Raw genomic sequence first — 20,262 nt, forward strand, 5'->3', positions numbered from 1 at the left:
CGCGGTCTGCGGGGCGGACTCCCTGTTCATTTCGTCACGACACATCCCCAAACCCCTCACCAGCCGTTACGGTGTGCCAAGCCTCAGTCGTACGGCCCGTCGGGCCCGTTCCGGCCGAGGTCTTCACAGGTCGGGGCACGGGGCGCCGGGGGGCGGGCGGGGTGGGTTCCACAGGGGTGACGTCCTCGTCCGGAACGGACGCGGACGGCGAGAGACGAATCGTTTCTGACGCGGCGGGCGTCGTAGTGCTGGGGGCCTGCGCCGGCTGGTCCCTGATCACGGCCGCCGTGCACGACGGCAGGCCCGAGGGGGTACTCCTGGCGGTGCTGGCCGTGGCCGCCGGGTATGCCGCCGGGCGGATCAGCGGGACGCTGCTGCCCGTCGGGGCACCGTTGGCCGGTGCGCTGGCCGGGATCACGCTGGCCGTGGCCGTTCCGCACCTCGCTCCGGGCCCGCAGATCGCCGCGCCCCTGGGGCACGCCGGGGGGACCGCCGCCGTACTGACGCTGTCGGCCGGTGCAGCCTGCTGCGCGGCCTGGGCCGCGCCGGTCCCGGCCGTGCGGTTCGCCCTGCGTCTGCTGGCCGCCGCGATCGCGGCGCTGGCGGCCGTGCTCGGCTCGACCGGTGGCTTCGTGACCTGTCTCGCGGTGCTGGTGGGCTCGCTGGCCGTCGGCCGTACCCGTCACCGCGGCGCCGGGATGGCCGTACTGGCGGCCGTCGCCGTCCTGGTGACCGGCGTGATCTGGGCGATCGCCGCGCATGCCGTGCCGGGAGGTGTCATGGCCGCGCTGGAGGGGCGGCTGACGCCGCACCGCGTCCGGCTGTGGCACGAGGCGTGGCAACTGATGGGCGAGGACACCGCTCTGGGAGCCGGCCCGGGCCGTTTCGGGGAGCTGAGCGCGACATCCGCCGAGTCACTGCTGTCCGACGGCAAGCCCCACTCGGCGCTCCTGCAACAGGCGGCCGAACAGGGCGTCGTGGGTGTGCTCCTGCTGGCGGCGGCGTTCTGCTGGATGCTCTACGCGCTGTGGCGCGGCCCGCGCCCGACCCCGGTGGCGCTCACCGCGGGCGCGGCCCTGACGGCGCTCGCCGCCATCGCCGCGATCAGCAACGCGCTCAGCTTCACCGCGGTGTCGCTGGGAGCGGGCCTGCTGGCGGGCATGGCCACGGCGCGCCCCCTGGAACCGACGAGCCGCGCTCCGGAGAGCCCCGCGCACGGGGCGAACGGCACCACTGCGTGGTGACGGCGCACCACCGCGTGCCGACCGGCACGGCGTCCGGTCCCCGACGACGGCCGCGCGGCGGCCCGATGATCACCGCCGTCGATCACCGCCGTCGATCACCGTCGGTGCGGCGGCGCGGTCGCATTCGGCGGGCAGGAACCCTGAGCGGTTCAGCGGGCGGCACGGTCGGTGGGCCGGGCTGATGGACACCATGAGCGCCCGGCGGTTCAGTGCGCGGGGGCGCCCGGCTTGGTGGGCCGCAGGCGGGCCTCGATCACCCGTACGGCCGCCTCCGCGTCGTCCACGGTGATCGTGAAGGTGTGCCCGTCCCACAGCTCCAGCTCCACGCCCTCCCCCCGGCGTACGACCACCGCGGTGCCCTTCTCGGGCCGCCACCGGTAACCCCAGCCGCCCCAGTGGCGGGGGGTGACATGGGAGATGTAGGTGGCGCCGACCACCTGGGAGAGCGGGATGCGGCGGCGGGGCACGCCGATGTGGCCGCAGCGCACTTCGAGGTGCTCCTCGTCGACCCGCAGGGCGACGTGCACGAAGGCGAGTGTTCCGAAGAGGACCAGCAGCCCGGCGGCGATGCACCCCACGACGGCCATGACGAGCGGGGCGAGGCCGGACCTCCAGGCCGAGTCGACGGCCAGCTCGATGCCCAGCGCCATGCAGGCGGCACCCGCGAGCGCCAGCAGCCACTGCGCCCGGTTGGTGGCACGGCCGGTCCACACCTCCGAGTGCGGGTGGGGAGCGTTCTCGCCGTGGCGGTGGTCCCTCATGTCTTTGAGGGTACTCAGGATTCGCTCCGCTGGTACCTCGTGGCGGAGCGTGACGCCGCCGGCCGGGCGGCGGGCTGCCCCGGGACGACGACGACCGTCGGTGACGGGTTCCGGTCAGCCGGCGGGGGTGACCGCCTGCAGCAGGCGGCCCTCCGCGTAGGCCAGCGCGGGGGCGGGCAGCGCGCCCTCGCGTCCGCTGAGCAGCACGGTGAGCGTGCCGTGCGGTGTGGCTCCCGGCGCGGGCTGCTCGCCGAGCCGGCGCAGGGCCTGGGCGGCCACGGCACCCGCCGAGCCGTGCAGCACGAGCGGCGGTCGGCCGGGGCGCTGGACGGCGGTCCGGATGCGCTCGGCGACCAGTTCGTAGTGGGTGCAGCCCAGCACGACGGTCGTCACCTCGTCCGGGGTGAGGGCGGCGGCCGCGGACACGGCCGCGTCGATCGCCGCCTCGTCCGCCTGTTCCACGGCTTCGGCGAGCCCCCAGCACGGCACCTCGGTGACGGGCACGCCGCCGGCGAAGTTCCGGATCAGGTTCCGCTGGTAAGGGCTGCCGGTGGTGGCCGGGGTGGCCCAGATGGCGAGGTGCCCGCCGCCGGCCGCGGCCGGTTTGATCGCCGGGACGGTGCCGACGACCGGGAGCCCGGGTTCGAGGCGGGCGCGCAGGGCGGTGAGCGCGTGCACGGTCGCGGTGTTGCAGCCGACGATCAGGGCGTCGGGGCGGCGCGCCGCGGCGGCCTCGGCGACGGCCAGGGCACGCCTGGTCAGGTCCTGCGGGGTGCGCGGGCCCCACGGCATGCCCTCGGGGTCCAGGGAGAGCACGAGATCGGCGTCGGGGCGCAGTCGCCGTACCGCGGCGGTGGCCGCCAGCAGACCGATTCCGGAGTCCATGAGCGCGATCTTCACCCGATCACGATAGACGATGAGCGGTCCCGGGCAGGTCCCGTGGGGCAGACTGCGCGCGTGAGCGCTGTTGTGTGGACCTCCGCTGGATCACTGCTCGCCTGGCTGTGGCTGCTGCTCTGCCAGGGCTTCTTCTGGCGCACCGATGTGCGACTGCCTTCGCGCGAGGAGCCGGACGCGTGGCCGGCCGTGTGTGTCGTCGTCCCCGCGCGCGACGAGGCGGCCGTGCTGCCCGCCGCGCTGCCGTCGCTGCTCGTCCAGGACTATCCGGGGCGGGCGGAGATCTTCCTCGTCGACGACGGCAGTTCGGACGGCACCGGTGATCTGGCGCGTGAGCTGGCGCGCCGGCACGGTGGGCTGCCGCTGACCGTGGGCTCGCCGGGCGAGCCCCCGGCGGGCTGGACCGGCAAGTTGTGGGCGGTGCGCCACGGCATCGGGCTGGCACGCGCGCGCGAGCCGGAGTACCTCCTCCTGACGGACGCCGACATCGCGCACGCGCCGGACAGTCTGCGGGAGTTGGTGGCGGCGGCGCGTTCGGGAGGGTTCGACGTCGTCTCCCAGATGGCCCGGCTGCGGGTGGAGAGCGTGTGGGAGCGGCTCGTCGTGCCGGCGTTCGTGTACTTCTTCGCACAGCTCTACCCCTTCCGCCGGATCGGCGAGAAGGGCCGGACGGCGGCCGCGGCCGGGGGTTGTGTCCTACTGCGGACGGATGCGGCCGAGGCTGCGCGGATCCCGGACGCGATCCGACACGCCGTGATCGACGACGTGGCGCTCGCCCGGGCCGTCAAGCGGGGCGGCGGCCGCGTCTGGCTGGGACTCGCCGAGCGGGTGGACAGCGTGCGGCCGTATCCGCGGCTGCACGACCTGTGGCGCATGGTCTCGCGCAGCGCGTACGCGCAGGTGCGGTACAGCCCTCTGCTGCTGGCCGGGACGGTCGCCGGGCTGGCGCTGGTGTACCTGGTCCCGCCCGTGGCCGTCCTGGCCGGCCTCGTCGGCGGCCACACCCCGGCGGCGGTCCTCGGCGGTCTCGCGTGGCTCGTCATGGCGGGGACGTACGTCCCGATGCTCCGTCACTACCGGCAGCCGCTGTGGCTCGCTCCCCTGCTGCCGTTCACCGCGTTCCTCTATCTCCTCATGACGGTCGACTCGGCGGTGCGGCACTACCAAGGGCGCGGCGCGGCCTGGAAGGGCCGCACCTACGCCCGTCCGGACGCCGTGCCCGACGAGGGCTGACGGCGGCCGGGCTCGGTCACTTGCGGCCGGGGGTCCAGTTCATGCCCCACCCGTAGGCATGGTCGACGGTCCGCTGCGGGCTCACCCCGCGGTCGGGCACCAGATAGCGCGCCTCCCGCTGGACGACCAGGTCGCCGCCGCTGTTGGTGATCAGGGCGAGCGCGCACACCAGCGAGGGGACCGTGCACTCGTCGAGGGAGAACTCGATCGGCGCCCCGTACTGGGGCCGGAGCGTCACCGACGCGTTCAGTTCGGCGAAGGAACGGGCGCCTTGATAGATGGTGACGAAGACGAGGATCCGCCGGAAGGCCTCCTTGTGGTCGAGGTTGACGGTGAGGTTCTCACCCGTCGACACGGCACCGGTGCGGTCGTCTCCGTCGAGGTGGATGTACGGAGGCTGGTGCAGCGCCCCGAAGCTGTTGCCGAGGGCCTGTACGACGCCCTTGCTGCCGTCGGCGAGTTCGTACAGCGCGCACAGGTCGAGGTCGAGGTCGGAGTGCATCGCGGTCGGGCGTCCGAACTTGCTGCTCCACCCCGAGAACTGCTTGCGCACCTGCCAGTTGAGGTTCACCTCCAGCGCGCCGGAGGTGCCGCCCTGCTTCGTGAGCGAGACGGAGGGGGCCGCCTTGGTGAGCGTCACCTTGGTGAGGCGGACGGGCGCGGGCGGCGCGGCGGGCGGGGGCGGGGCCACGGGCCGCGGCGCCGGCGGGGGCGTGTACGGGGCGGGCGGTGGGACGGGTGGGGGTGCCGGAGCCGTGGCCGCGTTGGCCTGCTGCGGTTCGTCCACCGTGATGCCGTAGTCCGTGGCCAGCCCTTCGAGTCCGCTGTTGTAGCCCTGGCCGACGGCGCGGAACTTCCAGGCGCCCTGGCGGCGGTAGAACTCGCCCAACACGAAAGCGGTTTCATCGGTGGCGCCCGGGTTGTCGAAACGGGCCACCGCCGTGCCCTGGGCGGCGTCCTGGACCTCGATGTACAGGTCGGGAACCCGCCCGAAGGGGCCGCCGTCGGAGGAGGCGGCCAGGACGATCGTCTCAATCGCGGGCTCTACGCGCGCGAGGTCGATGAGGAGCGTGTCGGTCACCCGGCCGCCGGCGGTGCGCTTGCCCTCATGCCGGATGGCTCCCGAGGAGTGCGCGGGCTGGTTGTAGAAGACGAAGTCCGCGTCCGAGCGGACCTTTCCGCCTGCCAGCAGCAGAGCGGAGGCGTCGGCGTCCGGCACTCCGGGGCCGGTCCGCCATCCCCATTCCACCCGCAAAGCCGCAGTGGGCACCGGAGTATTTGAACCTTTCAGCATTTGCATGTCCGCCCCCATCGAGTGTCACCGCGCCAGGCCCGCCCCAGCCGTCGGTCCGGCTCCGTCCGCACAACCTATTCCTTGCCGCGGCGAAGTCCCAGGCACGAGCGACCGGAAGCCCGAGCGCCAACCGCCGGCAATCCGCCCGGAACTCGGCCTTTACACGATCAAGCCCTCGTTCGCCGCCCCTTTTTGCCGAGTTCGCTCGCATTGGGGATACCGGGTCACTGCGGACACGGAAAACAACCCTCTTATCGGTCTCCCCAACCAGCACATCGTGGGCTTAACTTATGTGCCATGACCTCCCCCCGCTCCACCTATGGCGGCGGCTACTACTCCGCCTCCTTCCCGGACACCCCGATCTACGACAAGCTCGTCGCCGAGCGGGGCACCCCGCAGATCGCCCCGATCCGGGTCCCCGCTCAGTACGACATGCCGGGCGGCAACCTGCCCGCCCTCCCGTCGGCGCTGCCCGCCCTTCCGGCAGCTCCTTCCCAGCCCTTCCACGGCTATCCGCAGGCGCAGCAGCCCGCACCGCTGCAGCAGGCGCCCGCGGCGTACATCCCGCAGCAGGCCACCGCTCCGCGCGGCTACCCCGGCCCCCAGCCGCAGCAGCCGCGTCCGGCGGCCCCCGCCGGCTACGAGGCGATGCGCCCCGCGGCTCCCCGGCCGGCCCCGGCCCCCTATCAGGAGCCGTACAACAACCAGCAGTACCGCGGGTACTGAGCCGCCCCCGAGGGCTATCGGTGCCGCCTGGCACGATGGCCCCATGGGGAACGCTCACCTGCACGCGCTTCACATCCATCCGGTCAAGGCGGTCCGGGGCCCGGCGCCCCGGGAGGCCGTCGTGGAGCCCTGGGGGCTGGCCGGTGACCGGCGCTGGGTGCTGATCGACGACGGGGGAAAGGTCGTCACACAACGCCTGCTGCCGCGCCTGGCGCTCGCCGCCGCCGAGCTGCTGCCCGGTGGCGCCGTCCGGCTGTCCGCGCCCGGCATGCGGCCGCTGACGGTGCCCGTCCCCCGGCCCCTCGCCACCGTGACGGTGGAGATCTTCCGCGACAAGGTCGAGGCGGCCCCGGCCGAGGACGAGGCCGCGCACGCCTGGGTCAGCTCCTTCCTCGGCATCGACGCGCGCCTGGCGTACATGGACGAGCCTGCCACGCGCCGGCCCGTCGCCCCGCAGTACGCGCGGCCCGGTGAGACCGTCTCCTTCGCCGACGGATTTCCGCTGCTGCTCACCACGACGGCCTCGCTCGACGCCCTCAACTCCCTCATCGCGCGGGGCGAGCACGCCGGTGAGGGCCCCCTTCCCATGAACCGCTTCCGGCCGAACGTGGTCGTGGCGGGCACCCCCGCGTGGGCCGAGGACGACTGGTCGCGCCTCGCCGTCGGGGAGGTGCACTTCCGCGTGGCCAAGCCCTGCGGCCGGTGCGTGGTCACCACCACCGACCAGGGCACCGGCGAGCGCGGCCGCGAGCCCCTGTTCAGCCTGGGGCGGCACCGGCGGCTCGGCGGCAAGCTGGTCTTCGGGCAGAACCTGGTGCCCCTCTCCCGGGGCACGATCCGGGTGGGTGACCCGGTCAGGATCCTCGAACAGCGCTCCGACCGCCGCGGGAACCGCGCCGCCGGCCCGGGCGTTGGCGTGGTGTGAGAACTTGCTGAGAGGCGGCCCTGGGGAGAGGTGATGTCGCTCCCTCTTCGAGAGGTCCGCGCGCGGACGGCTCCGACGGGGAGTGTCACGGAGCGGGGAAGGGGGTGCGGGCGGTGCGAGCGATCAGTGGACTCTGGCGCTGGCGGCGCAATCCACTGTGCCGCGCGACCGACCTCGCCGAGGCCTGGGTGGCCCTGGCCGCCCTGCTGCTGATCCTGTCGGCCGCACCGGTGGTGGGCTCCCTCGTCGGAGGAGCCGCGCAGGACGCGCTGCAGCGCTCCGTCCGGGCCCAGCACGAAGCGCGGCATCCGGTGACGGCCACCGTGGTCCGCAAGCTGGACAGCTCCCCGCTGGACGCCGACCCGGAGACCTCGTCGGGCAGAGATCTGCGCAACCGCGTCCTCGCCGGCTGGACCGCGCCGGACGGCTCCCCGCACCGGGGGCCCGTCCTGGCGAGTCTCAAGGACCCGCGGCAGGGCGACGAGTTCCCCATATGGACCGACCGGCAGGGCCGGTTGGTGGCGCGCCCGCTCGACTCCGCGACGGCCTCGACGCACGCGGTCCTGGCCGGCTTCGGCGCGGCCCTGGTGACGGGCGGCCTCATCGAGGGGGGCAGACGGCTGATCGTCTGGCACATGGTCCGTCGCCGGTACGCCCGTTGGGACCAGGCATGGGACAGGGCGGGTCCGGACTGGGGCAGGACGGGCGCCGGCAACTGACGGCCTTCCGGCTCTGGTCAACCCACCACCCGCGCGCACGCTACGGTGGTCCGGCCGAACCGTTCGGCACAACCCGCGCGCGAGCGAGCCCCAGGGACGCGCCGGTGTCGGTGCCGCGTGCGCGCCCGGGCCACCACGGCCGGGCTCGGTCGCGGTCGCGACCCCGGCCGGAGCGCCCCGAGGGCGGACGAGCCATCAGTACGACCGAGGTGGGGGCACAGCTACACCATGGCACAGGGCACGGTCCAGGTGACGCACACCGGCACGTCGCGGTGGCGGCGCCGCACGGGTGAGTACGCATCGCTCGCCGCCGCCCTGGAGGCCGCGGCCGACGGAGACGTCCTCACCGTCGCCCCCGGCACCTACCGGGAGAACCTCGTCCTGCAGCGCGCGGTGACCCTGCGGGGTCCCGAGGGCTCCCCCGGCTCCGTGCGGATCGCGCCCGTGGACGGGGTGCCACTGACCGTGCGGGCCTCGGCGGTGGTGCAGGACCTCCATGTCGAGGGCCAGGACGCGGCCACTCCCGCCGTACTGGTGGAGGAGGGCACCCCGGAGCTGCGGGACGTGCGGATCGTGACCCGGTCGGCGGCCGGGATCGAGGTCCGCGGAAGCGCGCGGCCCACGGTGCGGCGCTGCGCGGTCGACAACCCGGCGGGCATCGGCATCGCCGTACTCGACGGCGCGGGCGGGGTGTTCGAGGAGTGCGAGGTCGTCGCGGCCGGCCAGGCGGGCGTGGCGGTGCGCGGCGGCGCCCACCCTCGCCTGGAGCGCTGCCGGATCCACCACACCTCGGGCTCGGGACTGTCGGCGACCGGGGAGAACTCGGCGCTGGAAGCGGTGGGTTGCGAGATCTACGAAGTGCGGGGCAGCGGTGTACAGATCACCGGCCGGGCCACCGCGCACCTCACCGACTGCGATGTGCACCGCACGACGGCCGACGGGGTCACCCTCGACACGGACGCCGTACTGACGCTCGCCGACTGCCGTATCCACGACATCCCGGAGAACGCGGTCGACCTGCGCTCCCGTTCCGTTCTCACGCTGACCCGCACCACCGTGCGGCAGTTCGGGCGCAACGGCCTGTCGGTGTGGGACCCGGGCACGCGCGTGGACGCCAACCAGTGTGAGATCTTCGACAGCACCGGCGACTACCCGGCGGTGTGGGTGAGCGACGGGGCGACGGCGGTGCTCGACTCGTGCCGGGTGCACGACGTGCCGGACGCGCTGTTCGTCCTGGACCGCGGTTCGCGCGCGGACGTCGTCGACACCGACCTCTCGCAGGTGCGCAACACGGCCGTGTCGGTGAGCGACGGCGCGACCGCTCAGCTCGACGACTGCCGGATCCGGGACGCGGCGACGGGCGCCTGGTTCCGCGACCACGGCAGCGGTGGCACGCTCAGCAACTGCACGGTGGACGGCACCCAGACCGGCGTGATCGTCACCAAGGGCGCCGATCCCACCGTCGAGCGCTGCACGATCGACTCCCCGGCGGAGGCCGGTGTCTACGTCTCGGCCGGTGGCCGCGGCAGCTTCCTGAACTGCCGGGTCACGGGCAGTGGCGGCTACGGCTTCCATGTGATCGACGGCAGCCGTACGACGCTGCGGAAGTGCCGCACGGAGCGGTGCGTGCGCGGCGGCTACGAGTTCGCGGACGGCGGTGCGGACGCGGCCTCCGGAGCGAGCCCGCTGGTCGAGGACTGCACGAGCGACGAGAGCGGTGGGCCGCGCACGCCCGCGGCGCGGGAGACGGCCGTGCAGACGGCGAGTCACTCCCCCGGCCTGCTGGGCGCGGTCCCGGGGCAGCGCGCCGAACCGGAGCCCTTGGCACCGGTCGCCGAGCCCGAGCAGCCGGGCCGCGCCTCCAAGGATGTCCTGGGTGAACTGGACGCGCTGGTGGGCCTGGAGAGCGTCAAGCGTGAGGTGCGTGCCCTCACCGACATGATCGAGGTGGGCCGGCGCCGGCAGGAGGCGGGTCTGAAGGCGGCGTCGGTCAAGCGGCACCTGGTCTTCACGGGCTCCCCCGGCACCGGCAAGACGACGGTCGCGCGGCTCTACGGCGAGATCCTCGCCTCCCTCGGTGTGCTGGAGAAGGGCCATCTGGTCGAGGTGTCCCGCGTCGACCTGGTCGGCGAGCACATCGGCTCGACGGCGATCCGCACCCAGGAGGCCTTCGAGAAGGCGCGTGGCGGCGTGCTGTTCATCGACGAGGCGTACGCGCTGTCCCCGGAGGACGGGGGCCGCGACTTCGGCAAGGAGGCCATCGACACCCTGGTGAAGCTGATGGAGGACCACCGGGACGCGGTCGTGGTGATCGTCGCGGGCTACACGGCGGAGATGGAGCGCTTCCTGTCGGTGAACCCGGGGGTGGCGTCCCGCTTCTCACGGACCATCACCTTCAGCGACTACGGCCCCGATGACCTGCTGCGGATCGTGGAGCAGCAGGCCGAGGAGCACGAGTACCGGCTCGCGCCGGGCGCGGCGGAGGCCCTGCGGAAGTACTTCACGGTGCTCCCCAAGGGCCCTGCGTTCGGCAACGGCCGTACCGCGCGGCAGACCTTCGAGGCCATGGTCGAGCGGCACGCGAGCCGGGTCGCCCAGGTCGTGGAACCGAGCACGGACGACCTGACGCTGCTCTACGCCGAGGATCTGCCCGAGTTGCTGTGAGACCCCCTCAGGCGGCGGGCGGCTCGGGTTGGGGACGGGGCGAGGGCACCTCCGGGACGTCCGGCCGCAGCCGGGCCAGCAGCTTGCGGCGTTCCTCGGCGAAGGCCGGATCGGCCCGGTAATCGGAGTGACCGAGGATCGGCGCGGGCAGCGGCAGGAGATCGGTGCGGCCGTAGGCGAGCGGGTCCCTCAGCGGGGCGTGGTCGACCTGCGGGGCGCGGTCGCCGGGCAGGCGCACCGGGCCGCCGATGGGGTCGGTCAGCCGGTACAGGTTTCGCCAGCAGTCGACGTCCCGGTGCAGGGAGCTGAGCGCGGCGGGTCCGAAGTGCGCCGGGAACCAGCGGCCGTAGAGGCGCTCCAGAGGTGAGCCGTAGGTGAGCAGTGCGACCCGTTTGCGGGCGGACGGGGCGAGTTGCCAGGCCGCGGCGGCGGCGAGCACGCTGCCCTGCGAGTGGCCGGAGAGGACCAGCCGTCCGCCGGTGACTCGGGTCCAGGTCGCTATCCGCCAGGTCAGGTCGGGCACCGCGCGCTCGGCGTAACAGGGCGGGGCGAAGGGGTGGGAGGCGCGCGGCCAGAAGGTGCCGACGTCCCACAGGATGCCGATGGTGCGGCGGGCCGCGGCGTCCTTGTAGGCGCGACGGCCCCAGGTGACGAAGAGTATGAAGCCGAAGCCGATGAGCCAGGACCCGAGCGCCTGAGCGGTCTCGGCGGCGCCGTGGACGACGGGGTAGGTGCCCTGCGCGGCCTCGCCCGGGGTTTCGTCGGTGACCAGGGCGCCCACCAGGGCTCCGGCGCCGAGCAGCAGCGTGACACCGGAGGTGACGGCCACGACGCGGGGTCCCCGGTCGGTGAGCGCGGCCATCGCCCGGGTGTAGGCGATACGGCGGGTGCGGGCGGGGTCCAGGTTCTCGTCCGGGTAGTCGAGTGCCACGGCGGTCCGCTCGGCCCGGGCGAGTCGCCAGGCACGATGGCCCAGCCAGCCGATGAGCCCCAGCAGGACGACGAGCAGCGGCGGGATCACGGACGCCTGCCAGGTCAGCAGGACCGGCGGGCCCTCGATCGACGCTCCGGTGCCGTCCAGCCAGTCGGACACGCGCTGGGACACGCCGCCGGACATCACCCCGCCCAGTGCGCAGGCCAGCATCGCCACGGCCGGTCCGCCCAGGCCCCGCAGCACGGCCCGCCGGTCGGGGTCGGTACGGTGGAGAACGTGGGCGACGGCACCGAGGACGACCACGAGCAGGCCCTGGATCAGGGCGATCCCGCCGAAGGTCGTGTCACCCGGCAGTCTGCCGTGCGACGTCCATCCGGGGCGCTCCCATCCGGCGTACAGCAGGGCGAGGGCGAGCAGGACGAGCGCGGCGAGCGGCAGACGTCGTACCAAGCGCTCGTCGAGCTCCCGGTCCAGCCGTTTCTCGCTGCGGCCCCGGCGGCACACCACGCACAACACGGCGACCGCGCAGGCCGCGAGGGCCGCTTCCAGGATCAGACCCAGGGTGTCGAGGACGGCGGGGCCGCCGGGCCGGCGGTCGTGGCGGGCGGCGGCGCCGCCGACCGCGGCGGCGACCGTGATCAGGCCGGCGGCGGTGTGGGCGGCACGCAGGCGCGCCACCAGCCGGCGTCCGTACCAGAACCCGGGCCGGCCGAGTGCCGTCGGGCCGCCGTCGGCTTCGGCCTCGGGGGCGCGTTCGATCGGCTGCTGGGACTCGTAGTCGCTCCACGTACGCCGGGACAGGTACCACAGCAGGAGGGTCAGGGCGGTGGGGACGGCCGCGGCGAGGGCTAGCCTGCGGCCCGGGGCGCTCCACCAGCCGCCGTCCGAGACAGTGGGTGAGAGGAAGCCCAGCCAGGTGTGGCGGTCGGCGCAGGCGGTGGTGCCCGCGCACTGCCAGGCCGCCAGATCCAGGGCGACCTCGCAGGCCGCGGCGACGAGCAGCACCGTCAGTGTGAGCCCGGCGAGCCGCACCAGGAGGCCGTACAGACGCACGGCGCGGCGGCGGCCTCGGGCGGTGGGGCGCATCCAGTGGGCGAGGTTGACGACCATGAAGGGCAGCAGCAGCAACCACAGGGCGCGGGTGCCGTTGCCGGAGGTGAGGTTGCACCAGACGTACGCCTCGGGCACCGGTCCGTCGCGGCGGCGGTCGTCGGGGCTGTGCTCGGCGTCGACGTCGTCGGCGCGCCGGAAGACGGCCGCGGTGTCGTCGCCGGTGATCCGCACCGTGCGCGGATCGTTGAGCATCTCCTGCGGCGTGGTCCCGCCCACGCCGTGGACCAGGAGTTCCAGTGCGGTCCCGGTTTCGCCGGGCCGCGCGGCGGGACCGTCCGGTCCGCCGGTCGAGGCATGTTCCCGCGCACGTTCCACTGATTCGCACTTCCCCCGTGACACGCCGTCGGCTCCGTCCGTGCGGGCACAAGGATCTCCACTTCCGCGGCGGCGTACACCTCCTGTCACGGAATCTCCCCGATCCGTGATGAACCGCGGCGACGCATGAACCACGGGTGACATGTGCGCGACGAGCAGTCGGTGGCGCTCCCCGCCCCGCGACATGCGAGGATGAGACGTCCTCGCACCGGAGCCGGGAAGAATGTCCCAGTCGGAGCCGGTGTGGGGTGTGTCGGACGGCATTGAGGCGAAAGGACCGGAGCGTACGTGAGCGAGAATCAGAACCTCCTCGCGGAGCAGCGGAGATCCCTGATCCTCGACGAGGTCCGCCGCCGGGGCGGTGTCCGGGTCAACGAGCTGACCCGCAAGCTCGGCGTGTCGGACATGACGGTCCGCCGCGACCTCGACGCGCTCGCCCGCCAGGGCGTGCTGGAGAAGGTGCACGGCGGCGCGGTCCCGGTGGTCGAGGCGAGTACCCACGAACCGGGCTTCGAGGCCAAGTCCGGCCTGGAGCTGACCGCCAAGGAGGACATCGCGCGCGCCGCGGCCAAGCTGGTCGCGCCGGGCGCGGCGATCGCCCTGTCGGGCGGTACGACGACCTTCGCGCTGGCGCACCAGCTGCTGGACGTCCCGGACCTCACGGTGGTCACCAACTCGGTGCGGGTCGCCGACGTGTTCCACGCGGCGCAGCGCACCTCGGGCCCGCGGCAGGGCGCGGCCACGGTCGTGCTGACGGGCGGGGTGCGCACGCCCTCCGACTCGCTGGTGGGTCCGGTGGCCGACCAGGCGATCGCGGCGCTCCACTTCGACCTGCTGTTCCTGGGGGTGCACGGCATATCGGTCGAGGCCGGTCTGTCGACGCCGAACCTCGCCGAGGCCGAGACGAACCGGCGGCTCGTCCAGTCCGCGCGCCGTGTGGTCGTGGTCGCGGACCACACCAAGTGGGGCAAGGTGGGCCTGAGTTCGTTCGCCTCGCTGGAGCGGATCGACACGCTGGTCACGGACGCCGGTCTGCCGGAGGAGGCGCGCGGGGTGGTCGCCGAGCACCTGCGGCGCCTGGTGGTGGCCGGGGAGCCCGAGGGCGATTCGGACGCCTGACGGGGCGCCGGCCGGGGCGACGATCCACGGTCGCGACCGCTCCCCCTGACGGGGCTCCGGCCGGGGTTGACGCACCTCGGTCTCGACCATTCCCGTTCAGGAGAGCTTGGTCCCTGGCTCGTCGACTGCGCCCGATCCCGGACACCCTCACCGACCGCGGCAACGCCAAGCTCTTCGTCAAGCTCTACGCCTCCGACTACCGCTACGTGTCCCGGATCGGCTGGTTCCGGTGGGACACCACCCGCTTGGGCTCGACTTCGTCGGGAGCGCGCCCGTCCGGCACGTTTTCGCCCGCGTGTGCTGCGCCCCGGTGGAACAGCTCTACGACGGCGGAACAGCTCTACGGCGCGCTCGCGCGCGTGCCCGGCTGCACCGACTGGTTCCGTTCCCGCAGGTGACGGCCGCCCGCCCGGTCGACGCGGGCGCGAGGCGCGAGGCGCCAGGCGCGACATCAGGCTCACGGGCCGCATCCGCTTCCGCGAGTCGATCATCGAGGCGGAGGCGCCCGAGGTGTACGCCTGTGCGTCGACGTCACCGACGTGCCGGGCGTGCGGGCGAGGGCCGAGGAGTGGCGGCTCGCGCCGGTCGGTGGCGGTACCCGGGGTGCGGTGGACGTTCGCCACCGACGGGGCGGCTGCGCACCGGCCGGTCGTGCGGGCGGTGTGCGGGGGCCAGGCGCACGCGTTCCGGGACGCCAGGACGGCACCGGAGCGGCGGCTGGGCACCTGAGGGTCCGGATTCAGTCGTGCCAGACGCCCGTTTTCAGCAGCGAGTCGATCGCGGCCGTGTACGGCTCGATGTCCAGCCCCTGGGCCGCCAGCCAGGCGTCCGAGTAGTACTTGTCGAGATACCGGTCCCCCGGATCGCACAGCAGGGTCACGACGCTGCCCCGCCGCCCCTCCGACACCATCTCGGCGACGATCTTCAACGCGCTCCACAGCCCCGTGCCGGTCGAGCCGCCCGCCTTACGGCCGATGGCGCGCTCCAGGGCCCGCACGGCGGCGACGCTGGCCGCGTCGGGCACCTTCATCATCCGGTCGATCGCGCCGGGCACGAAGCTCGGTTCCATCCGGGGCCGGCCGATGCCCTCGATACGGGAGCCGCAGTCGCAGGTGACGTCCGGATCGCCGGCGGTCCAGCCCTCGAAGAAGCACGAGTTCTCAGGGTCGGCCACGCAGACGCGCGTGTCGTACTGCATGTAGTGGACGTAGCGCGCGAGGGTCGCGGAGGTGCCTCCGGTGCCCGCCGTGGCGACGATCCACGCCGGCTCGGGGAACCGCTCCAGGCGCAGCTGACGGAAGATGGATTCGGCGATGTTGTTGTTCCCGCGCCAGTCCGTGGCCCGCTCGGCGTAGGTGAACTGGTCCATGTAGTGGCCGCCGGTCTCGGCCGCGAGGCGGGCGGACTCCTCGTACATCGTGCGGGGGTCGTCCACGAAGTGACACCGGCCGGAGTGGAACTCGATGAGGCGGATCTTCTCGGCGCTCGTCGTGCGCGGCATGACGGCGATGAAGGGCACGCCGATCAGCTTCGCGAAGTACGCCTCGGAGACGGCCGTCGAGCCGCTGGAGGCCTCGATGACGGGGCGGTCCGGCCGGATCCAGCCATTGCAGAGGCCGTAGAGGAAGAGGGAGCGGGCGAGGCGGTGCTTGAGGCTGCCGGTGGGGTGGGTCGACTCGTCCTTCAGGTACAGATCGATGCCCCACCGCTCGGGCAGGGGGAACTGGAGCAGATGCGTGTCGGCCGAGCGGTTGGCATCGGCCTGGACTCTGCGGACGGCTTCTTTGAGCCACGCCCGGTAGGCGGTGTCGCTGTGGTCGACGTCGAGGGTCACACCGGTCCGGGTCTGCTGGGGAGTGCTCACGAGGGGGCTCCTAACGCCGCGCGCCGTCGACGCGCCGCGCGGCCGACACCTCCGATCATAAGCACCTTGCTCACGCTTCTCACCTGCATAAACGCATCTTTGAGCCCCCCAAAGCGCCCCCAGGGGCAGGGCCGGTGCAAGGGGGCGCGCAGACCGGGGGGCGCATGGGCGGGCGTGCTGCGGGCGCCCCCCGGCGACGGGCTCGCGGGCACTGGTGCTCACCGCCCGGCGGAGGCAGACTGCACGGCGGGACCAAGGCCCCGGCGGGTGACCGCAGGGGTACGACGCAGCGTCCGGAGCCGGCTTCCGGGTACGGGCCGGCGGGGGTTCGGTGGACAACACCGTACGGTCAAGCCGACGTTCGGGCCGGGCACCGCCCCTGAGGGGACCGCGGGTCCGGACGGGGCACACTGGATCAGGACACGAGCCCGTACCGGGCGTCGCGCACGGCGCGCCGGTACACCGAGACGCACCAGGGGGCGGGTGGCATGGGAGAACCGGAGTTCAGGGCCACGGGCGTGCGGATCGGGAAGCGGCTGCGGTCGCTCACCCGGGCCGGGCAGGTCCGGATCAGCGACGGCAGGCTCGAGCTGCTGACCAGCTACGGCAGTGAGATCGACAGCGCGCCGGTGCAGGCCGTGCGTGCCTCCAGGCCCTGGTTCGGCCCCGATGACCGGGCCACGGCGGATCTCAACGGCAATCGGTACCTGCTCACCCTGGGCGATCACGACCCCGCACCGGGAGAGCCGGGCCCGCCGGCCGCGCGGCGCTTCATCGAAGCCGTGCGCCGGGCGTCGGGGCGTGACGGCTGAGATGTCCGCGAGTTGCGGTACCTCATCCCCTGCGCCACTCTGGTCTCACGTCACTCTGGGTTTACCGGCGATAACGCTGCGAACCAGCCCGCCGGCCACGACAGCAGGCGGCAGCGTCACGCAGGCGCCCTGCTGGATCCGAACTCCGTGTTCTTCCGGACCTCACGTCGGGGAGTCGCAGCCGTGATCAGCTACCCAAGCAGGCACTGCACGGTGGAGCTCCAAGCCCTGCCGTCGCGGATCGGCCAGGTCCGCAGAATCGTATCTGCGCAGTTGCGCTACTGGCATCTCGACCCCCTGATCGACCGGGCCTCGCTCGGCGTGACGGAGCTGCTGTCCAACGTCCACCGGCACGCCCAGCCCGACAAGACGTGCACCGTGGAGATAGAGCTGCTGCTCGACCGGCTCACCGTCTCGGTGCGCGACGGCGATCCGCGGATGCCCGTGGTCGACGACGCCGAGCCGCTGGCGACCTGCGGACGCGGGCTCGCGATGGTGGCCGCCATGAGCGAGAGCTGGGGCGTCCGGCCGGACGGCGAGTCCGGCAAGGTCGTGTGGTTCACGCTACCGACGTCTCCTCCCGTGGTGACGGCGCCGCCGCTCCGGTCGCGGCGCACGGTCCAGGAGAAGCCCGCGCGCAGGTTCGCCGAGGTCGGGGCCTCCACCGACGGGCTCCGGCCCGACCATGCTCCCGCCCGGTCCGCCGTTGCCGGCTGACCGGGCGGTGACCACCGTTCCTCCGGGGGTTCGGGACACGTGCGCCGCCGGGTGCGCCCCCGGGGCGCACGTCGCTCCGTGGCGACGACCCGCAGTACGTCCGGGCATGCCGCGCGCCGGGCCGGACGCGGTCCCGCAAGAGGAGCGGCCGGGGTGTCGAGGCCGGCCGGTCCTCTTGCCCTTGCGGGACTGACCGAGGCGTCGAGGCCGGCCGCGCCGCGCATCAGGGCGGACGGGCCGGAGCCCAAGGGCCCCGCGACCGCGGTGAAGCGGCCGGGAGGGTCATGGTGACGACGTCGAGGGCGCGTACGGCGCTGCCGCCACCGCCGTACGCCTTCACCGCGCCGACGACCGGGGCGGCGGGTCGCGTCGTCGTCGGGGCGGCCATCGTGGTCATGCCGCGCCTCCCTTGCGGCCGCATCTGGCTCCTGACGGCCCGTCATTAGCCCACCACGCCACGGACTCGCGGATGCCGGAAGCCGTACTCGCCCTCGCCGAGGCGGGGTTCGGCGACCGGCTGCTGCTGGGCGCGGACAAGCCGCCTGTTCATGACAGAAGGGGAGAGCTGATCACGCGGGGCGGGACCGGAGCAACCCCTTGGCAGGAGTCTTTGAACGCTGGTCGTGAGGTGTGCACGGCTGGATGATCTGGCATGTGGCGTCTGACGGGGAGGGCAGGCGGTACTGCCGGGAGTGTGGTGATCCGCTTCCGTTGTCGATGGCGGCAGAGGGACGCTGGGCTGCGGCCTTCGCAGCGCCGGGCGTCGGCGAGGTGCCGCAGCCGCCGTCCGAGGCCACCGTCCAACCCGTCGACGGGGACGGGCGGACGGTGGGCGTTTCGGGGGGCTCCGCGACGGGTGTGCCACGTCTCCTCAAGGGACTCGCAGGCGCTCCTCACGGATCTGGGGCGCCCGGTCACGGCACAGGTGACGAGACGGGACCCGGCGGGTCTAGTGCCGTGGCAGGCAACGTTTGCCCGTCAAGGAGCGGCGTCCGGTGCGTGCTCTCGGCGTGCCGGGTGCAAGCCCTCGTACTGGGTGTACTTGGGCTTGCGCCCGGTGCGGCGAGAGTGCGTGCCGGGCGTCGCGACGGGGCGAACGTTGCCTGCTGCGGCACTAGCCGCAGGTGCCCTCGATGGCCCAGGCGTTGTCGATCTCGTCGGTCGTGCCGAGATGGGTCTCGCCCGGCGGGACGCACCTCTTGATGTCGGTCGGCCACCAGTCGATGTCGACCTGGATCTTGACCCAGGTGCTGCCGCAGTGTCCGTAGTACGAGTCTGTCTGCGTCTCGTAGTAGCCGCAGGCCTTGACCCCCATCTCTGCGGCTTTCCCCTCGGGCGCGGCGTGGGCACTTCCGGAGAGCGCCGTGCCCGCGAGGAGTACAGCGCTGAACGCGGCCGCGGCGAGACGGAGCTTGCTTGCGGTTTTCTGCATGGAAGGGTTCCTCACTTGTGCGAGTCGATGGAAGGAGGCGACTTCGGCTGGTGGAAAGGTGCCTTGCCTGCGAGCGGCTGTCGGCACGCGAGGTGCAAGGCGGCACTCGCGCCGCCCGGCTCACGGACAAAGTCCCCCGGCTGCCGCGGTGTCGTGCACACCGCGGTCCGCCCGTCGACCGGGATGGCGCGTCCGGCGATCGGGGCAGCGCTCACACACTCACACGGCGGTGTCATTGCTGTCAGCACCTGGGGCCATGCACGATCCCTGGCCGTCGATAAGGTCGACCTTATGACTGCAGGCAGGCAGTGGGGAGCTGACGCCGGTTCAGGCGCTGGCAAGTCGGGGAACCGAGCCTTCATCAACTTCGGCTCTACCTCACGCTGCGCGAGGAACTCCACTTCCACCCCGGAGCCGTTCCCCTTCCCCCAACCTCACTCCGGGAAGCTGCCCACGATCGACCGAGACCACCCAACGTAACGAAGCACTGCTAAGAGCCGGTCTTCTCGTCGAAGCTGGCGAAGTAGGCCGCCGCCATGTCCTCGTCGGCGTGGCCCTGGGCGGCGGCGCGCTCCATGCGGGCGGCGGCCGCTTCGGCGACATCCAGGCGTACGCCGTTGTCGGCGCCGGCCTGGACGATCAGCCGGGCGTCCTTGGCGGCCGTGGTCACCGCGAACTGGGGCGGTGTGAGCCTGTCCTGGAGAACGAGATCGGACTTGGCGCGCAGATAGCCCATGTCGAGCGGGCCACCGGCGACGAGGTCGAAGAAGCCGTCCGGGTCGACGCCGAGGGCCTTGGACAGGGCGAGGGCTTCGCCGGCGGCGGTCGTGACGGCGAGGACCCAGCTGTTGGCGACCAGCTTGAGGCGGGTCGCGCCGCCCGCCGCGCCGTCCTCGCCCGACCAGACGGTACGGGCGCCGACCGCGTCGAACACCGGTGTGACCCTCTCCCGCCCCTCGGTGGGGCCGGCCGCGAGCACGGTCAGCTTCCCGGCCTCGGCGGGCTGGCGGGTGCCCAGGACGGGGGCGTCGTAGAAGACCAGGCCGTGCCGGTGGGCGAAGGCGGCCAGTTCGGCGATGTCCTCGATGCCCGCGGTGGTGGACTGCACCCAGGCGGTGCCCGGGCGCAGGGCGGGGACGGCCTCGCGCATGGTGTCCAGCGCCGCGGGACCGTCGTAGAGCATGGTCAGGACGACGTCGGCGTCCTGGACGGCCTGCGCGGGGGTGTCGGCGATGCGCACGCCCTCGGCGGCCAGCGGTTCGGCCTTGGCCCGGGTGCGGTTCCAGGCGTGGACCGTGTGTCCGGCGCGGGCGAGGTTGCGGGCCATCGCGGCGCCCATGATGCCGGTGCCCAGGACGCTCACGGTGAGCTTGTCGGTCATTGCGTCTGCTTCCTCGGTGGTGCGGTGTGGGCGGACTGCCCGAGGACCAGCCTGCCCGCTCGGCGACGAGCCTTCCCGCAGGCGGCGCGGACAAGCCTGACACCCGTGGGGG

The 20,262-nt window shown here is 73.2% G+C and carries 17 protein-coding genes and 1 pseudogene; 10 read left to right on the plus strand and 8 right to left on the minus strand.

Annotation, left to right across the window (positions count from 1 at the left end):
- The first annotated feature begins 218 nt into the window (after positions 1–218).
- On the plus strand, positions 219–1,244 hold the full coding sequence (locus ABTX62_RS11880) for an O-antigen ligase family protein (RefSeq protein WP_352116118.1): 1,026 nt from the start codon (positions 219–221) through the stop codon (positions 1,242–1,244).
- Positions 1,245–1,450: 206 nt separating this feature from the next.
- On the opposite strand, the gene ABTX62_RS11885 is transcribed toward ABTX62_RS11880, so the two are convergent.
- Together ABTX62_RS11885 and ABTX62_RS11890 are read right to left on the minus strand one after the other, a co-directional pair.
- Entirely contained in the window at positions 1,451–2,005 is a 555-nt protein-coding gene (locus ABTX62_RS11885) for a hypothetical protein (protein WP_352116023.1), read from the minus strand.
- A 114-nt stretch (positions 2,006–2,119) separates the two neighbouring features.
- Positions 2,120–2,905, minus strand: a complete 786-nt coding sequence (locus ABTX62_RS11890; RefSeq protein WP_352116024.1) for a glutamate racemase — start codon at positions 2,903–2,905, stop codon at positions 2,120–2,122.
- Positions 2,906–2,944: 39 nt separating this feature from the next.
- Here ABTX62_RS11890 and ABTX62_RS11895 point away from each other — a divergent pair, with 39 nt between their 5' ends.
- Complete coding sequence (locus ABTX62_RS11895; RefSeq protein WP_352116025.1) at positions 2,945–4,135, plus strand: glycosyltransferase; 1,191 nt, start codon at positions 2,945–2,947, stop codon at positions 4,133–4,135.
- Positions 4,136–4,151: 16 nt separating this feature from the next.
- Here the strand turns inward: ABTX62_RS11895 and ABTX62_RS11900 are convergent, their stop codons facing one another.
- The gene (locus tag ABTX62_RS11900; protein ID WP_352116119.1) at positions 4,152–5,429 is read right to left on the minus strand and encodes a TerD family protein; all 1,278 of its coding nucleotides are present in this window, start codon (positions 5,427–5,429) and stop codon (positions 4,152–4,154) included.
- Positions 5,430–5,726: 297 nt separating this feature from the next.
- Between ABTX62_RS11900 and ABTX62_RS11905 the strand changes: the two genes are divergently transcribed.
- The 4 genes from ABTX62_RS11905 (at position 5,727) to ABTX62_RS11920 (ending at position 10,463) form a co-directional block, all read left to right on the plus strand.
- Entirely contained in the window at positions 5,727–6,155 is a 429-nt protein-coding gene (locus ABTX62_RS11905) for a DUF6643 family protein (protein ID WP_352116026.1), read from the plus strand.
- 43 nt (positions 6,156–6,198) lie between these two features.
- Complete coding sequence (locus ABTX62_RS11910; RefSeq protein WP_352116027.1) at positions 6,199–7,080, plus strand: MOSC domain-containing protein; 882 nt, start codon at positions 6,199–6,201, stop codon at positions 7,078–7,080.
- Positions 7,081–7,193: 113 nt separating this feature from the next.
- On the plus strand, positions 7,194–7,799 hold the full coding sequence (locus tag ABTX62_RS11915) for an Rv1733c family protein (RefSeq protein WP_352116028.1): 606 nt from the start codon (positions 7,194–7,196) through the stop codon (positions 7,797–7,799).
- A gap of 228 nt (positions 7,800–8,027) precedes the next feature.
- On the plus strand, positions 8,028–10,463 hold the full coding sequence (locus tag ABTX62_RS11920; RefSeq protein WP_352116029.1) for a right-handed parallel beta-helix repeat-containing protein: 2,436 nt from the start codon (positions 8,028–8,030) through the stop codon (positions 10,461–10,463).
- Between the two features lie 7 nt (positions 10,464–10,470).
- Here the strand turns inward: ABTX62_RS11920 and ABTX62_RS11925 are convergent, their stop codons facing one another.
- Positions 10,471–12,825, minus strand: a complete 2,355-nt coding sequence (locus ABTX62_RS11925; RefSeq protein WP_352116030.1) for a hypothetical protein — start codon at positions 12,823–12,825, stop codon at positions 10,471–10,473.
- Between the two features lie 288 nt (positions 12,826–13,113).
- On the opposite strand from ABTX62_RS11925, the gene ABTX62_RS11930 reads away from it, so the two are divergent.
- Complete coding sequence (locus tag ABTX62_RS11930; RefSeq protein ID WP_352116031.1) at positions 13,114–13,944, plus strand: DeoR/GlpR family DNA-binding transcription regulator; 831 nt, start codon at positions 13,114–13,116, stop codon at positions 13,942–13,944.
- Between the two features lie 739 nt (positions 13,945–14,683).
- Here ABTX62_RS11930 and cds1 read toward each other — a convergent pair.
- Positions 14,684–15,808, minus strand: a complete 1,125-nt coding sequence (gene cds1, locus ABTX62_RS11935) for an L-cysteine desulfhydrase Cds1 (RefSeq protein WP_352116032.1) — start codon at positions 15,806–15,808, stop codon at positions 14,684–14,686.
- 488 nt (positions 15,809–16,296) lie between these two features.
- Between cds1 and ABTX62_RS11940 the strand changes: the two genes are divergently transcribed.
- Together ABTX62_RS11940 and ABTX62_RS11945 are read left to right on the plus strand one after the other, a co-directional pair.
- Positions 16,297–16,620 carry a hypothetical protein gene (locus ABTX62_RS11940; protein ID WP_352116033.1) on the plus strand — a complete coding sequence of 108 codons (324 nt, stop codon included), beginning with the start codon at positions 16,297–16,299 and terminating at the stop codon, positions 16,618–16,620.
- Positions 16,621–16,803: 183 nt separating this feature from the next.
- Positions 16,804–17,337, plus strand: a complete 534-nt coding sequence (locus tag ABTX62_RS11945; protein ID WP_352116034.1) for an ATP-binding protein — start codon at positions 16,804–16,806, stop codon at positions 17,335–17,337.
- Between the two features lie 223 nt (positions 17,338–17,560).
- On the opposite strand, the gene ABTX62_RS11950 is transcribed toward ABTX62_RS11945, so the two are convergent.
- Complete coding sequence (locus ABTX62_RS11950) at positions 17,561–17,734, minus strand: hypothetical protein (RefSeq protein ID WP_502997940.1); 174 nt, start codon at positions 17,732–17,734, stop codon at positions 17,561–17,563.
- Between the two features lie 21 nt (positions 17,735–17,755).
- Here ABTX62_RS11950 and ABTX62_RS11955 point away from each other — a divergent pair.
- Positions 17,756–17,872, plus strand: a pseudogene (locus ABTX62_RS11955) (phosphotriesterase family protein); the annotation flags it as partial.
- Between the two features lie 579 nt (positions 17,873–18,451).
- Here ABTX62_RS11955 and ABTX62_RS11960 read toward each other — a convergent pair.
- Complete coding sequence (locus ABTX62_RS11960; protein ID WP_352116035.1) at positions 18,452–18,769, minus strand: DUF6355 family natural product biosynthesis protein; 318 nt, start codon at positions 18,767–18,769, stop codon at positions 18,452–18,454.
- Between the two features lie 490 nt (positions 18,770–19,259).
- The gene (locus ABTX62_RS11965; RefSeq protein WP_352116036.1) at positions 19,260–20,150 is read right to left on the minus strand and encodes an NAD(P)-dependent oxidoreductase; all 891 of its coding nucleotides are present in this window, start codon (positions 20,148–20,150) and stop codon (positions 19,260–19,262) included.
- Positions 20,151–20,262: the final 112 nt, after the last annotated feature.

Source organism: Streptomyces sp. NPDC096046, from assembly GCF_040303285.1.
Classification (GTDB): domain Bacteria; phylum Actinomycetota; class Actinomycetes; order Streptomycetales; family Streptomycetaceae; genus Streptomyces.

Excerpts from the sequence above, each read along its gene's own strand:
- ABTX62_RS11885 (WP_352116023.1), bottom strand. The coding sequence starts at position 2,005 with ATGAGGGACCACCGCCACGGCGAGAACGCTCCCCACCCGCACTCGGAG.
- ABTX62_RS11965 (WP_352116036.1), bottom strand. The coding sequence starts at position 20,150 with ATGACCGACAAGCTCACCGTGAGCGTCCTGGGCACCGGCATCATGGGC.
- ABTX62_RS11900 (WP_352116119.1), bottom strand. The coding sequence starts at position 5,429 with ATGCTGAAAGGTTCAAATACTCCGGTGCCCACTGCGGCTTTGCGGGTG.
- ABTX62_RS11910 (WP_352116027.1), top strand. The coding sequence starts at position 6,199 with ATGGGGAACGCTCACCTGCACGCGCTTCACATCCATCCGGTCAAGGCG.
- ABTX62_RS11950 (WP_502997940.1), bottom strand. The coding sequence starts at position 17,734 with ATGACCACGATGGCCGCCCCGACGACGACGCGACCCGCCGCCCCGGTC.
- ABTX62_RS11960 (WP_352116035.1), bottom strand. The coding sequence starts at position 18,769 with ATGCAGAAAACCGCAAGCAAGCTCCGTCTCGCCGCGGCCGCGTTCAGC.
- ABTX62_RS11905 (WP_352116026.1), top strand. The coding sequence starts at position 5,727 with ATGACCTCCCCCCGCTCCACCTATGGCGGCGGCTACTACTCCGCCTCC.
- ABTX62_RS11940 (WP_352116033.1), top strand. The coding sequence starts at position 16,297 with ATGGGAGAACCGGAGTTCAGGGCCACGGGCGTGCGGATCGGGAAGCGG.
- ABTX62_RS11920 (WP_352116029.1), top strand. The coding sequence starts at position 8,028 with ATGGCACAGGGCACGGTCCAGGTGACGCACACCGGCACGTCGCGGTGG.